Annotated in this window: 13 protein-coding genes and 1 pseudogene; 10 read left to right on the top strand and 4 right to left on the bottom strand. The window is 72.4% G+C overall.

The window, feature by feature from the left end:
* The first annotated feature begins 117 nt into the window (after window positions 1-117).
* Window positions 118-1164 (top strand): SigB/SigF/SigG family RNA polymerase sigma factor, encoded by a 1047-nt coding sequence (locus EYA84_RS14035; RefSeq protein ID WP_236145757.1) that lies wholly within the window; start codon window positions 118-120, stop codon window positions 1162-1164.
* Between the two features lie 76 nt (window positions 1165-1240).
* On the opposite strand, the gene ctaD is transcribed toward EYA84_RS14035, so the two are convergent.
* The 3 genes from ctaD to EYA84_RS14050 all read right to left on the bottom strand — a co-directional run bounded on the left by ctaD (window position 1241) and on the right by EYA84_RS14050 (window position 5220).
* The gene (gene ctaD, locus EYA84_RS14040; RefSeq protein ID WP_131053486.1) at window positions 1241-3241 is read right to left on the bottom strand and encodes a cytochrome c oxidase subunit I; all 2001 of its coding nucleotides are present in this window, start codon (window positions 3239-3241) and stop codon (window positions 1241-1243) included.
* An 87-nt stretch (window positions 3242-3328) separates the two neighbouring features.
* Complete coding sequence (locus EYA84_RS14045) at window positions 3329-4054, bottom strand: ATP-binding protein (protein WP_131053487.1); 726 nt, start codon at window positions 4052-4054, stop codon at window positions 3329-3331.
* Between the two features lie 179 nt (window positions 4055-4233).
* Complete coding sequence (locus EYA84_RS14050) at window positions 4234-5220, bottom strand: glucosyl-3-phosphoglycerate synthase (protein WP_236145758.1); 987 nt, start codon at window positions 5218-5220, stop codon at window positions 4234-4236.
* A 347-nt stretch (window positions 5221-5567) separates the two neighbouring features.
* Between EYA84_RS14050 and secA2 the strand changes: the two genes are divergently transcribed.
* From secA2 to EYA84_RS14070, 4 genes are all read left to right on the top strand, one after another.
* A complete protein-coding gene (gene secA2 / locus EYA84_RS14055) occupies window positions 5568-7862 on the top strand; it encodes an accessory Sec system translocase SecA2 (RefSeq protein WP_131053488.1) in 2295 nt (764 codons plus the stop codon).
* Window positions 7863-8045: 183 nt separating this feature from the next.
* Complete coding sequence (locus EYA84_RS14060) at window positions 8046-8786, top strand: GAF and ANTAR domain-containing protein (protein WP_131053489.1); 741 nt, start codon at window positions 8046-8048, stop codon at window positions 8784-8786.
* A gap of 71 nt (window positions 8787-8857) precedes the next feature.
* The gene (locus EYA84_RS14065; protein WP_131053490.1) at window positions 8858-9358 is read left to right on the top strand and encodes a DUF2231 domain-containing protein; all 501 of its coding nucleotides are present in this window, start codon (window positions 8858-8860) and stop codon (window positions 9356-9358) included.
* Window positions 9359-9473: 115 nt separating this feature from the next.
* Window positions 9474-10241 carry a class I SAM-dependent methyltransferase gene (locus EYA84_RS14070; protein WP_131053491.1) on the top strand — a complete coding sequence of 256 codons (768 nt, stop codon included), beginning with the start codon at window positions 9474-9476 and terminating at the stop codon, window positions 10239-10241.
* Between the two features lie 9 nt (window positions 10242-10250).
* On the opposite strand, the gene EYA84_RS14075 is transcribed toward EYA84_RS14070, so the two are convergent.
* Window positions 10251-10601 (bottom strand): ankyrin repeat domain-containing protein, encoded by a 351-nt coding sequence (locus EYA84_RS14075; protein WP_387262945.1) that lies wholly within the window; start codon window positions 10599-10601, stop codon window positions 10251-10253.
* A 188-nt stretch (window positions 10602-10789) separates the two neighbouring features.
* Here EYA84_RS14075 and EYA84_RS14080 point away from each other — a divergent pair, with 188 nt between their 5' ends.
* The 5 genes and pseudogenes from EYA84_RS14080 to EYA84_RS14100 form a co-directional block, all read left to right on the top strand.
* Window positions 10790-11251 (top strand): cysteine dioxygenase family protein, encoded by a 462-nt coding sequence (locus EYA84_RS14080; protein WP_131053493.1) that lies wholly within the window; start codon window positions 10790-10792, stop codon window positions 11249-11251.
* Window positions 11252-11315: 64 nt separating this feature from the next.
* Window positions 11316-11813: a rhodanese-like domain-containing protein gene (locus EYA84_RS14085; RefSeq protein ID WP_131053494.1), complete on the top strand. Its 498-nt coding sequence runs from the start codon at window positions 11316-11318 to the stop codon at window positions 11811-11813.
* A gap of 131 nt (window positions 11814-11944) precedes the next feature.
* Window positions 11945-12388 carry a winged helix-turn-helix domain-containing protein gene (locus EYA84_RS14090; protein WP_201272384.1) on the top strand — a complete coding sequence of 148 codons (444 nt, stop codon included), beginning with the start codon at window positions 11945-11947 and terminating at the stop codon, window positions 12386-12388.
* A gap of 340 nt (window positions 12389-12728) precedes the next feature.
* Window positions 12729-13340: a winged helix-turn-helix domain-containing protein gene (locus tag EYA84_RS14095; protein ID WP_131053496.1), complete on the top strand. Its 612-nt coding sequence runs from the start codon at window positions 12729-12731 to the stop codon at window positions 13338-13340.
* A 139-nt stretch (window positions 13341-13479) separates the two neighbouring features.
* A pseudogene (locus tag EYA84_RS14100) lies at window positions 13480-13831 on the top strand (uridine kinase); the annotation flags it as partial.

Below are 13831 nucleotides of genomic sequence, written 5' to 3' on the forward strand. Positions count from 1 at the left end.
CCGCCGCCGCTTGCGGTGCCCGACGCGCTGGCCGCGCTGCGCGCCAGCGGCACCCCGCACGGCCTGCTCATCTGTTGAGGCGAGGCTGACGAAACATCCTCGCGAACCCGCGTCGCCGTGATTGAGTACCTACGGAGCGGGAACACCGCCGGCTGCGACAGGCTGATCACTTGCCGTGGCGCGGCGTCGCCCGCTGGCATCCCAATCACCAACCCACTTCTCGGCCCGTGCGTGTCCACGCGCGTGCCCGGTGTCCACGTATCCGGGCGGGGGTCCTTCCTGAGGGAGGCGCGGATGTTCGGACAGACCACCACGACCACACCACCACCGACGGACCGGGGGCTGGAGGATCTCGACGCGGCGGCGCTCGCGTACGCGGCGCGGATCGCCGGGCTGCCGCCCGAGCGCCGCCACGAGGCGCGGGACGACCTGGTCCGCTTCGCGTTGCCGTTCGCGGGTCGGCTGGCCCGCCGCTACCGGGGACGCGGGGAACCGCTGGAGGATCTGGAACAGGTGGCCCGTCTGGGGCTGGTCAACGCCGTCGACCGGTACGACCCGGAACGCGGCTCGTTCACCGCGTACGCCGCGATCACCATCGTGGGTGAGATCAAGCGGCATTTCCGGGATCGCACCTGGGGTGTGCACGTGCCCCGCCGGTTGCGTGACCTGATCCTGGAGGTCGGACAGGCGACGGCGGCGCTGACCAGCGAGCTGTCCCGCGCGCCCACCGTGGCCGAACTGTCCAAGCGGCTGGAGACGCCGGAGGAGGAGATCCTCGCCGCGCTGGAGTCGGCGGCCGGCTACAGCCCGGCCTCGCTCAACGCGCCGGTCGGCGGGGAGAGCTCGGCCGAGTTCGGTGACCTGGTGGGCGAGTCGGACATCGCGCTGGAGTCCGTCGACGACCGGGTGACGGTCAGCGGGCTGCTGCACCGGCTGCCCTGGCGGGAGCGGCGCATCCTGGCGATGCGCTTCTACGGCAACCAGACCCAGGCCGAGATCGCCGCCCGCTTCGGCATCTCCCAGATGCACGTCTCGCGTCTGCTGTCGCGAGCCCTGACCTGGTTGCGGCAGGCGATGCTCGCGGACGCGCCGCCGCCCTGGCAGAACGGCCCGGCCGAGTCCGAGACCGCGCCGGCGAAGACGGCGGCCCGGCCGGTTCGGTAAGGAGGGGTCCCCTGCTAACGCCTCCGGCATAGCAGGGGACCCCTCCTAACATCCGCGGCCGTACTACGCCGCCGGCTCAGTTCCCGGTGCCGTCACCGCGTCCGCGCGGGTGCCGCCACCTGTCGTTCTGCTCCCGGCGCTCGGCGCCCAGCGGGTCGTCCTCCGGCTCGTCGGTGTCGGCGAAACTGGGACGGCGGACCTCCTCCGGCGTCGGCACCTGCACCGGCCGGGCGCCGGACTGCGGCGCGGGCTGGTACGCCTCGGCCTCCGGCGCACCGTGCGCGCCCCCGGCCGCCGGCGACTCGGGCGGGTGCGTCTCGCGGTGCAGTTCGTCGCGGAAGTCCTGCGGCGGCTTGACCGTCCGCTGCGGAAGGTCGCGACCCAGGTCGGAGACGAGTTCGCCGTACTTGGCGTCGAAGGCCGGCCGCTCGGAGCGGATCCGCGGCATCCGGTCGAAGTTGCGCAGCGGCGGCGGGCAGGTGGTCGCCCACTCCAGGGAGTTGCCGAAACCCCACGGGTCGTCCACCGTCACCTGGGCGCCGAACCGCCACGACTTCCAGGCGTTCCAGATGAAGAACAACGTGGACGCGCCCAGCACGAACGAGAACACGCTGGAGATCGTGTTGAGCGTGGTGAAGCCGTCGGTCGGCAGGTAGTCCGCGTACCGCCGGGGCATGCCCTCGTTGCCCAGCCAGTGGTGCACCAGGAAGGTGCCGTGGAAGCCGACGAACATGGTCCAGAAATGGATCTTGCCGAGCCGTTCGTCGAGCAGTCGCCCGGTCATCTTGGGCCACCAGAAGTAGAAGCCGGCGAAGAGCGCGAAGACCACCGTCCCGAAGACCACGTAGTGGAAGTGCGCCACCACGAAGTAGGTGTCGTGGGTGTGGAAGTCGGCCGGCGGGCTGGCCAGCAGGACGCCGGTGAGGCCGCCGAGCAGGAACGTCACCAGGAAGCCGATGGAGAACAGCATCGGCGTCTCGAAGGTGAGCTGCCCCTTCCACATGGTGCCGATCCAGTTGAAGAACTTCACCCCGGTCGGCACCGCGATCAGATAACTGAGGATGCTGAAGAACGGCAGCAGCACCTGGCCGGTGGCGAACATGTGGTGCGCCCACACCGTCATCGACAGCACGGTGATCGCGATGGTGGCCAGCACCAGGCCGGTGTAACCGAAGATCGGCTTACGGGAGAAGACCGGGATGACCTCGGTGATGATCCCGAAGAACGGCAACGCGATGATGTAGACCTCGGGGTGCCCGAAGAACCAGAACAGGTGCTGCCACAGCATCGGCCCGCCGGTGTCCGGGTTGAACACCTGCGCGTCGAGCAGCCGGTCGGCGGTCAGCGCCAGCAGCGCGGCGGCCAACAACGGGAAGACCAGGATCACCAGTACGCTGGTGAACAGCATGTTCCAGGTGAAGATCGGCAGCCGGAACATGGTCATGCCGGGCGCGCGCAGCGTCAGGATCGTGGTGATCAGGTTGACCGCGCCGAGGATGGTGCCCAGGCCGGACACGACCAGGCCGACCACCCACATGTTCGGGCCGACGCCGGGGGAGTGCTCCACGGTGCTCAACGGCGTGTACGCGGTCCACCCGAAGTCGGCCGAGCCCTGCGGGGTGAGGAACCCACCGATCACCATCAGTCCACCGAACAGGTACAACCAGTACGCCAGCGCGTTGAGCCGGGGGAACGACACGTCGGGCGCGCCGATCTGGATCGGCACGATGTAGTTGCCGAAGCCGAACGCGGCGGGCGTGGCGAACAGCAGCAGCATCACCGCGCCGTGCGAGGTGAACAACTGGTTGTACTGCTCCGGGGAGAGGAACTGCAGACCCGGACGGGCCAGTTCGGCACGGATCAGCATCGCCTCGATACCGGCCAGCACGAAGAAGCCGAACGAGGTGAGCAGGTAGAGCAGCCCGATCTGCTTGTGGTCGGTGGTGGCCAGGAACCTGACCAGCTTCCCGCCGGGCAACGGCTTGCGCAGCGGGCCCGGATAGCCGCCGAACCGGGCCGGGGCCAGGATGGCCGGCCCTCGGTCCTGTCCGGGTTCGGTGGTTACCCGCTTGGGCATGCGCTCTCACCCCGCTGACGACGCAAAAGGACGGGCGTGGCTACCCGCCCCGTCGACCATGTAACCAGGCGAGAGGGGGAATTTCGGTCAATTGGCCGCTAGCGTGGCCCAGACGGCCTTTCCGTCACCGGCTGGCGCGCTGCCCCAGCGGTCGGCCAGCTCGCGTACCAGCAGCAGGCCCCGGCCGCCCTCGTCGCGGTGGCCGGACCGGCCCTCCTCGGCCGGCGTGCTGCTGCCGTCGACCACCGCCAGGTGCAACCACGGCCGCCGCAGCGTCACGGTCACCTGCATCGGCGTGCCGGCGTGCCGCACCACGTTGCCGACCAACTCGCTGAGCACCACCGAGGCCGGGCCGACCGCCTCCGGCAGGTTCCACCGCGCGCAGGCGTCGACGACCAGCTCCCGGGCCCGTCGGCAGGCCGCCGCCACCGGCTCCAGCCGGACCCGCAGCCGGGGCACGGCCGACGCGCCGGCCACCCGGGTCGCCTCGTCGCAGGAGCCTCGCATCGGCACCACCCGGCAGGCCGTCGACTCGGTCAGCGGGGCCGCCGCCGGCCCGGGCGCGCAGAGCACCATCGGCACCACCGGCCAGCCGGCGGCGCGGCGTGCGGCGGCGACGAAGACCGACACCGCCAACGGGTGATCCACCCGCAGCCCGGACAGGTCCACCACCAGCGCGTCGGGCTGGTCGGCCAGACACCGGTCCAGCACGCGGTACGCCGTCCGGGTGGTGGTCAGGTCGAGGGTGCCGGCGAGCCGGACGACGGTGACCGCTGCTGCGTCGTCTACCTCACAGATGATCCGGCTCGCCATCTCCGCCCTCGACTCGTCCTCGCCCGCCTGCGCTCTCGCCCGCCCTGCGGCCTCCTGGATCCCACCCGCCGCACGGCCTGCCAACTACCCGACGGGCGGCCCGGCGAAACCGTGCCGGGCTGCGGTGACCCGCCGTCACGTACGCCGCCGACGTGGGAGCGCTACCGCCCCGAGCGTCGCTACGACGTGGCCGCCACCCGCCGTCGCGGCACCCGGTGCCGCAGCTCCGCCAGCGGCGGGCGCTCCTCCACCGACACGTCGCTGACCACGATCTCCCGGTCCAGGTTCGGCAGGGCGTCGGAGCCGCCCCGGCGGAACTGGGTGAGCAGCGCGGTGGGCAGCACGTCCGGGTTGGCCCAGCCCCGGCGCTGCAGCCGCGACCAGGCGGTGAGCATGATCTGCGCGGACATCCGGCCCAGCGCGGCGGTGTCCTGGTGCCGGTGCTTGCGTTCGCCGAGGTCGACCTGGGCCAGCGCGTCCAGCCCGACGAGTTCCAGCAGGTCGATCAGCATCGCGGTCTCCACGCCGTAACCGGAGACGAACGGCACCTGGGCCAGCACCTCGCGGCGGCCGGCGTACTCACCGGCCAGCGGCTGCACGAAACCGGCCAGCTCCGGCCAGAACAGGTTGAGCATCGGCCGGGCCATCAGCTCGGTCACCCGGCCGCCGCCGTCGGCCTCCACCCCGCTGGTGTTGATCAGGGGCCGGTGGTAGAAGCCTTTGACGAAGTCGACCGACGGGTCGGTGAGCAGCGGGCCGATCAGCCCGGTGACGAAGTGCGGCCGGAACTCCCGCAGGTCGGCGTCGACGAACGCCACCACGTCGCCCTCCGCCGCGGCCAGCCCGGCCCAGAGCGCGTCGCCCTTGCCGGTCAACCGGGGCAGCCCCTGGGTCATCGCGTCCTGGCCGACCACCTCGGCACCGGCAGCCCGCGCCACCTCGGCGGTCCGGTCGGTGGACCGCGAGTCGACCACGATCAACTCGTCGACCAGCGGCACCCGGTCCATCAGGTGCTCGCGGATGGTCGACACGATCGCCCCGACGGTGGCCTCTTCGTTGCGCGCCGGCAACACCACGCTGACCCGGCTGTCACCCTTGGCCCGCAGCAGCCGCCGCGTCGGCCAGTCGGCCGCCGAGGTCGTCCGATACGTGGCCCAGGCCTCCACCACGGGCGAGACCAGAGATTCAGTGTTCCGCACAGGCACCCCCTGATCGTCGCGGGAAGACCGGGAGTCGGATTTCCCAGCACCCCGCACGCTAATCGGATCCATCCCCCAGCTTGATCACCACCGTGCGCCCGGCACGTTCCCGTCGGATGAACGTTTGATTGCGTCCGGTCCGGGCAGGTATCCGACGAGGGGCGCCGCCGGGACCTCGCAGAGCGCAAGGCGTCGCTGACCTGCGGACTAGCCGCCGCCGACCGGTCGGAGGAGCGGACGGCCGGGTCGGCTCGCGCGACGGCGCGCCGGTCGGGCCGTCACAACCGGCCTCCGGTCGCGTACCGTTGCGGCTCATGGGTGTGTCGCAACGGTTGAAGACCAGGTTCCGCCGGTTCCTCCAGCGCCCGGGGACCACGGTCGATCTGGCCCCGCTGGAGAAGCTGCTGCCGGCCATCGAGGCCCGCGAGGAGAAGGTCTCGGCGTTCGACGACGCCGAACTCACCGAGGCCGCCGACGCCGCGTCGAGCTACGAGGAGATCTGCGCGCTCGGCCGGGAGGCCGCCCGCCGCGGGCTCGACCAACGGCCGTACGACGTGCAGCTGCTCGGCGCGATGTCGCTGCTCTCCGGCAAGGTCGCCGAGATGGCCACCGGTGAGGGCAAGACGCTGACCGCCGCGATCGCCGCGTACGGGCACGTCCGGCTCGGCAACGGTCCGGTGCACGTGCTCACCGTCAACGACTACCTGGCCCGCCGGGACGCCCAGTGGATGGAGCCGGTCTACACGCTCCTCGGGCTCACCGTCGGCTGGGTCAACGAGGCGTCCACCCCGATCGAGCGGCGGGCCGCGTACGCCTGCGACGTGACCTACGTCTCGGTCAGCGAGGCGGGCTTCGACTTCCTGCGCGACCAACTCGTCACCGACATCGCCGACCGGGTCCAGCCGCCGCTGCGCACCGCCATCGTCGACGAGGCGGACTCGATCCTGATCGACGAGGCCCGGGTGCCGATGGTGCTCGCCGGCTCGGTGCCGGGCGAGCAGGACCCCGTACACACCGCCGCCGGGCTGGTGCGCGGCCTGCGCAAGGGCAAGCACTACACCGTCGCCGAGGACGGCCGCAGCGCCGCTTTCACCTCCGCCGGCCTGGCCGCCGTCGAGGCCAAGCTCGGCATCGACCTGTACGACGAGGAGAACGTCGAGCAGCTCTCCGCGGTGAACGTGGCGCTGCACGCGCACGCCCTGCTGCACCGGGACGTGGACTACATCGTCCGGGACGGCACGGTCGAGCTGATCGACGAGATGCGTGGCCGGGTCGCCCAGCGGCGACGCTGGCCCGACGGGCTCCAGGCCGCGGTCGAGGCCAAGGAGGGGCTGGACGCCACCGCCGAGGGCGAGGTGCTGGGCACCATCGCCGTGCAGGCGTACATCGGTCTCTACCCGAAGGTGTGCGGCATGACCGCGACCGCCGTGCTGGTCGGCGACCAGCTCCGGGAGTTCTTCGGTCTGGAGGTCGCGGTGATCCCGCCGAACACCCCGTGCGTGCGGGTGGACGAGCCGGACCGCATCTACGCCACCCGGGCCGAGAAGGAGGAGGCGCTGATCGACGAGATCCAGCGCTGCCACGCCGACGGGCGTCCGGTGCTGGTCGGCACGCTCGACGTCAAGGAGTCCGAGCAACTCGCCGCCGGTCTGCACGCGGCCGGCGTGCCCTGCGTGGTGCTCAACGCCAAGAACGACGACGAGGAGGCGGCGATCATCGCCGAGGCCGGTGCCCACGGCACGGTGACCGTCTCCACCCAGATGGCCGGCCGGGGGGTGGACATCCGCCTCGGCGGCAGCGACCAGGCCGACCGGGACCAGGTCGCCGAGCTGGGCGGCCTCTACGTGATCGGCAGCGGCCGGCACGACAGCCGCCGGGTCGACGACCAGCTCCGGGGCCGGGCCGGGCGGCAGGGTGACCCGGGCGGGTCGGTCTTCTTCGTCAGCCTGGAGGACGACCTGGTGGTCCGGCACGCCGGCGACGCCGTGCCGCCCTCACCCCGCATGAACGCCGACGGCCTGGTCACCGACGCGCAGGTGGACTACGCCGTGGAGCACGCGCAGCGGGTCGCGGAAGGGGTCAACCACGAGATCCACCGCAACACCTGGCGCTACAGCGTGGTCATCGAGCAGCAGCGCAAGGCACTCGCCGAGCGCCGGGAGCGGTTGCTGACCAGCGACGTCGCGGCGCTGATGCTGCTGGACAAGATGCCCGACAAGGCCGGCGAGATGGACGAGGACCTGCTCGCCCGGGCCGCCCGGTCGATCGCGCTCTACCACCTCGACCGGCTCTGGGCCGCGCACCTGGCCGAGCTCTCCGAGGTACGCGAGGGTGTGCACCTGCGTGCCCTGGGCCGCCTCGACCCGCTGGACGAGTTCCACCGCGCCGCCGTGCCCGCCTTCACCAACCTGGTGCCCGAGATCGAGGCCCGTACGCTGGCCACCTTCGAGGAGACCGAGTTCGACGAGGACTGGGAGCCGGACGAGTCCGAGCTGAGCCGGCCCAGCGCCACCTGGACCTACCTCGTGCACGACAACCCGTTCGGCTCCGAGTTGGACCGACTGATCGCCTCGGTCGGCCGTCGCCTGTCCGGAGCCGGATCCCGCTGACCCGACCACACCCCTCCCGGCGGTCGTCGTACCCTGGGAGGGGCTTCGGTTTGCGCCGTTTCGACCCATGTTCTGGTGGGTAGTAGGGCAGGTCCGTGCTACCGGAGCCGCCGTCAGGTCGAGGCGCAGACCGAGGAGGATTCAGGTGACGACGCTGGCCGCGGGGACCGGGGCGGGCTGCCGGTGAACCTGGAGACCAGCCCTCCGCCGGCCGATACCTTCGGCGTCCTGGAGACAGCGGCCCTGCTGCGGGAACTCACCGCCGGACTCATCGCGGTGGACGACTTCGACGCGGCGCTCACCGCGATGGTGCGCATCACCCGTGACGCCCTGCCCGGGGTGAGCTGGTGCGGTTTCACCGCGCTGCGGGCTGGCGAGCCCGCCGGGGTGGCCGCCTCCGACGCCCCGCTCGCCGGGTTGGATGACGTGAGCTTCGGCCCGGACACCCCGGCGATGGAGGCGATCCGCCGCCGGGAGATGGTCGGTGCCGAGAACCTCGACGCCGAGCCCCGCTGGCCGGACTGGACGCCCCGCGCCCGGGAGTTCGGTGTGCACGGCGTGATCTCCGCACCGGTCGACATCGACGAGCAGGTGATCGGTGCGGTCAACCTCTATGCGGGTGAGTCCGATGTGCTCTCCACCGGTCACCAGTTGACCGCGATGCTGCTCGCCGAGCACGCCGGTCTGCTGCTGGCCGCCGTACGCGAGCGGGAGCGGCGGGCCGCGGTGGTCGGTGCCGAGGACGCCGCGCTGCTGGCCGACGGGGTGATCGGCCACGCCGTCGGGGTGGTCATGGCGCAGCGCGGCTGCCCGTCCGAGGACGCCCTCGAGGTGCTGCGCAGCGCGGCCTCGTCACTGTCGATCCCGTTGCGGGAGGTGGCTGAGCGGCTGGTCAGCACGGTCTCCCGACCTCGGGAAACCTGAGCGTCGTTTCACCCGGCCGGCGTCCGGGTAGCACCCTGGACTGACGGCTGATCCGACCCAGGGGGGAATCGATGCAGAGCCGGCTGCGGGTGCAGGGGCATCCCATCCAACCGATGCTGGTGACGTTCCCGTACGGGCTCTTCGTCTGCGCGACCATCTTCGACCTCGCCGACGTGGTCGGCGGTCCGGTCTTCCTCGGTGAGGTCGGCTACTGGACGGCGGTGGCCGCGCTGGTGGCGGCGGCGTTGACCGCGATCGCCGGCATGGTCGACCTGTGGGACGTGCCGCCGGACCGGGTCCGTCGCACCGCGATCACCTTCAACCTGGTCAACGCCGGCATGGCCGGACTGTTCCTGATCTCCTGCCTGGTCCGGGCCGACGCGGCGAACCGGGGCGCGGCCCCCGCGCTGCTGGTGGTCCAGGTGGTCGCGTTGGCGATCGGCGGCGTCGGCGTGCACCTCGGCTCGCGGCTGATGCGGCACTTCGAGTCCGCCGGCGCCGCGGCGCCCGGCTTCGACGGCCTGCGCGGCGTGGACGGCCCCACCGTGGAGGTCGTCCGGCCCCGCCCGTAGGGACGGATGTGTAAGGAGGGGTCCCCTGCTAACGCCTGGTGCATAGCAGGGGACCCCTCCTTACACCTACCTAATCCGGTTGCCGGGCCGGCGGCGTCCCGAGGACGCTGGCCCCATGGTGTCCACGGCAGCGAGCTTCGAGGAACTACTCGCCGACGGCGAGTCCGCCCCGGTCGAGGGGTGGGGGTTCGACTGGCTGGCCGGGCGGGCCACCGAGGAGCGTCCACCCTGGGGGTACGCCCGCCTGGTGGCGGAGCGGATGGCGACGGTCGACGCGGCACTGGACGTCGACACCGGCGGGGGAGAGGTGCTCGCCGAGGTGCCGCGTCCGCCCCGACGGCTGGTGGCGACCGAGGCGTGGCCGCCGAACGTGCCGGTGGCCCGGGAGAATCTGCGTCCCCTCGGCGCGACCGTGGTGGCGGTGTCCCCGGAGGCGCCGCTGCCCTTCGCCGACGGCAGCTTCGACCTGGTGGTCAGCCGGCATCCGGTGCGGACGGACTGGCCGGAGGTGGCGCGGGTGCTGCGGCCGGGCGGCACGTTCCTGTCGCAGCAGATCGGGCCGGGGACGGTACGCGAACTCAGCGAGGCCGTGCTCGGGCCGTTGCCGCCACCGGCGTACCGGCATCCGGAGCAGGAGGTCGCGCAGGCCCGCGCGGCCGGTCTGACCGTGGTGGACCTGCGCGAGGCGACACTGCGGACGGTCTTCCACGACATCGGCGCGGTGGTCTGGTTCCTGCGCAAGGTGGTCTGGACGGTGCCCGGCTTCACCGTGGCGGCGCACCGGCCGGCGCTGGCCCGCCTGCACGCCCGCATCGAGGCTGAGGGGCCCTTCGTCGCGTACGCCCGGCGCTTCCTCGTCGAGGCGACCCGCCCGGCGGCCTGACCTGTCGGCTCAGGCCGTGGGGCGCAGTAGCGTGAGCATCTCCGGCAGGTCGAAGAACTGCGCCGTCTCCACGGCGGACGGATTGCCGCCGTCCGGGTCCGCGCCGGCGCCGAGCAGCGCGCGGACCGCGGTGGCGTTCTTGCGGAACACCGCCGCGGCGAGGGCGGTCTGACCCCGGTCGTTGGTACGCGCGTGGTCGGCGCCGCGCTCCAGCAGGGCGGCGACGGTCTCCGGGTGGGCGTGGTACGCCGCCAGGATCAGCAGGGTGTCGCCCCGCTCGTTGGTCAGGTTGACCGGCAGCCCCGCGTCGACGTAACCGGCGAGTTCGGTGGTCGCGCCGTCGCGCGCCAGGTCGAACATCCGGTGCGCGAACTCCAGGGTCTCGGCGTCGAGTTCCTCGCTCACCGGTACAGGTTAGTGGTGGCGTCCCGGCGCCGTGCGGCGCGGTCCGCGCCTGTTTCCCAGAATGTAGGATTACCTACTAAACCTATAGGGTATGCATTCTAGACTGGTCCGGTATCCGCACCGCTGACCGTTCGTGAGGTCCCATGTCTGCTCTGCCCGTCACCGAGCCGGACCTGCTCGCCGTCGCCCGGCGCTGGGCCGCCGACACCGCGAGCTGGCCCGTGCCGCTGCGCTTCGACCCGACCACCCGGTGGTACGCCCGACTCGATGCCGACGAGCACCACGAGGTGTGGGCGCTGAGCTGGCTGCCCGGGCAGGGCACCGACCTGCACGACCATGGCGGCTCCTCCGGCGCCTTCCTGGTCGCGGCGGGTGTCCTCACCGAGGAGACGGTCAGCGGCGGGCGGCTGCGCCCGCACCTGCTCGCCGCCGGTTCCGGCCGACGCTTCGGGCCCCGGCACGTGCACGTGGTGACCAACCGGCACGCCGACCCCGCGGTCAGCGTCCACGTCTACCGCCCGGCCCTGAGCCGGATGACCCGCTATCGCCTCGCACACGGCCGGCTGCTCGTCGCCGAGGTGGCCGAGGCCGGCGTGGCATGGTGATCACCCACGCCGCGTCGCCACCCGATCGTGCGCCCGGCCGCGTACCCCTTGGAAGGAACCGATGATGTCGCAGAACCGTTCCGTCGCCGCCCGCTGTCCGGCGTCGGTGCCGCCTCCGGGCTCCCGGGGCATCGACGAGATCCTGGCCGCCGCCCGCACCCGACTCGACCGGCTCGACCCGGAACAGGCCCACGTGGCGCACCGGACCGGCGCCCTGCTCGTCGACATCCGTCCGGCCGCCCAGCGCGCCGCGCACGGCACCGTGCCGGGTTCGCTGATCGTCGAACGCAACGTGCTGGAGTGGCGTTTCGACCCCCGCTGCGCGGCCCGGCTGCCGCAGGCCGTCGGGTACGACGTGCCGGTGGTCGTCATCTGCCAGGAGGGCTACACCTCGTCGCTGGCCGCCGCCGCGCTGCAGGACATCGGCCTGCACCGGGCGACCGACGTGACCGGCGGGTTCGCCGCCTGGCGGATCGCCGGACTGCCCGTGCTCGGACCCACTCCACCCACCAGACCTTCCACCCTCGCGTCCCCGGCGACCGCCGGCCGGGCGTCCCGCTGAACATCCACGCCCACCCGGCGTGGCGGTAGTCCCAGGAGGCCACCATGTCCGTCGTCGCGATCAGCCCGCGCCAGCATCCGCCCGGCCGCACGAACCGCGCCCGACTGGTGCGGCAGCGCACCGGGCCGACCCTGACCATCACCGTCGACCTCGCCTCGGCGGCCGCGAGCCCCCGCCTGAACCGCCTGCTGGAACTGCTTGGCGAACTCGCCGAGTCGGGCGAGGGGCGGGTGTCGGGCGGCGACGGCGTCGAGCGGCCCACCGTGGCGGAGGACCCCCGGACCGTGCAGATCCTCACCGGGCCGCGCCGGGTGCGTCAGGGCGACCGGGACGTCCCGCTGACCCGCATCGAGTACGACCTGTTGCTCTTCCTCGCCGAACGCCCGCGCCGGGTGTTCACCCGGCTCCAGTTGCTCAACTCGGTGTGGGGCTACGACCACGCGGTGGCCCGTACCGTCGACGTGCACGTCCGCCGGTTGCGCGCCAAGCTCGGCGTCGACACGCCGCTGCTGACCACCGTCCACGGTGTGGGGTACCGCCTCGCCGACGACGCCCGGGTGGCCGTCCAGCGGTGAACCCGACGGACCGGTACGGCGTGTCCTGCGACGGGACGCGCCGCACCGGTCTGTCCCGTGCGCGTGACGGTGGTCGGTGCGCGTCGCCGGGCGCGCCGGACCGCGTCACACCATCGGGGGAACGCGAAACCCGACAGCCACCCCCGTATCAGGTCAACTTTACGACTCTGCTGTAATCAACTGGCCTCGTACGCAGAGCGAGCGGTCGGCTCCGATGTGTCGGTCAATTGTCACATTCATGCAACGCGGCCGCCTCTTGACCCTCGCACGGGCGCCGGGAAGCATCGATAAGGCGGCGTCCCGGGGCCGTGGGGAAAGCCCGGACCAGCCAAGGAGGACCATGTCGGTCAGCCCCGCATCGTCGCGCGCCGGATGGCATACGTCCCAGCCCGCGGTGCCCGGTCGCCCGCCCGGCGGTCAGCGACGTCCGGCCAACTCCACCACACCCGTGCTCACCGTCACCCTCTCCATTCCGCTGGTCTGCGAGGAGTCGTTGACGCCGGCCGCCCGGCGGCTGCTGGACGCGGCCCGGGAACTGCTGGAACGCGGCGAGGGGACGATCGTGGCCAGCCCGCCGGTGGTGCCGGAGCGGCGTACCGAGAGCGTTCCCGCCGGACGCGCGCCATCGCGGCAGATCGCCCCGACCATCCCGACCCTGCACATCCTCGCCTCGTCCCGTTCGGTGCTGCGCGACGGCGAGCCGCTGCCGTTGACCCGGCTGGAATTCGACCTGCTGCTGCACCTGGTCGCACACCCCCGCCGGGTGTTCACCCGGCTCCAACTGCTCAACGCCGTCTGGGGCTACGAGCACGCCGGGGTCCGCACCGTGGACGTGCACGTACGCCGGCTGCGCGGCAAGGTCGGCGTCGACGTACCCCTGGTCACCACCGTCTACGGTGTCGGCTACCGGCTCGCCGACGACGCCCGCGTCACCCTCGACCGCACCGCCTGACCCGCCCGGACCTCGACGGCACCGCCGTATCCACCCCGGCCTCGACGGCACCGCCGTATCCACCCGGACCCTCGACCGCACGGGAGCCCGCCGGGCGGGTGGCCCGTCACGCCCGACGGTGACCGGGCACGATTGTCGGATGCGTGTGCGTCCGGTCTCACCCGAGTTGCTCGTCGCCGAACTGGCCGAGCGGTTCGCCTCCGCCGAACCGACAGGACGGCTGCGGGTGGCCGTGGACGGCGCTCCCGCCGCCCGCCCCGACGACCTGGCCACCGCCCTGGTCGACCCGCTGCGCGCCCTCGGCCGCCCGGTGCTGCACGTCCGGGCCGAGGACTTCCTCCGCCCCGCCTCGGTACGCCTGGAGCGCGGACGGACCAACCCGGACTCCTACTACGAGGGCTGGGTCGACGAGGCCGGCCTGCGCCGCGAGGTGCTCGACCCGGCCGGGCCGGACGGTACCGGCCGCCTGCTGCCCTCGCTCTGGGACGCCG

Source organism: Verrucosispora sp. SN26_14.1, assembly GCF_004307965.1.
In the GTDB taxonomy this organism is placed as follows: Bacteria; Actinomycetota; Actinomycetes; order Mycobacteriales; family Micromonosporaceae; genus Micromonospora.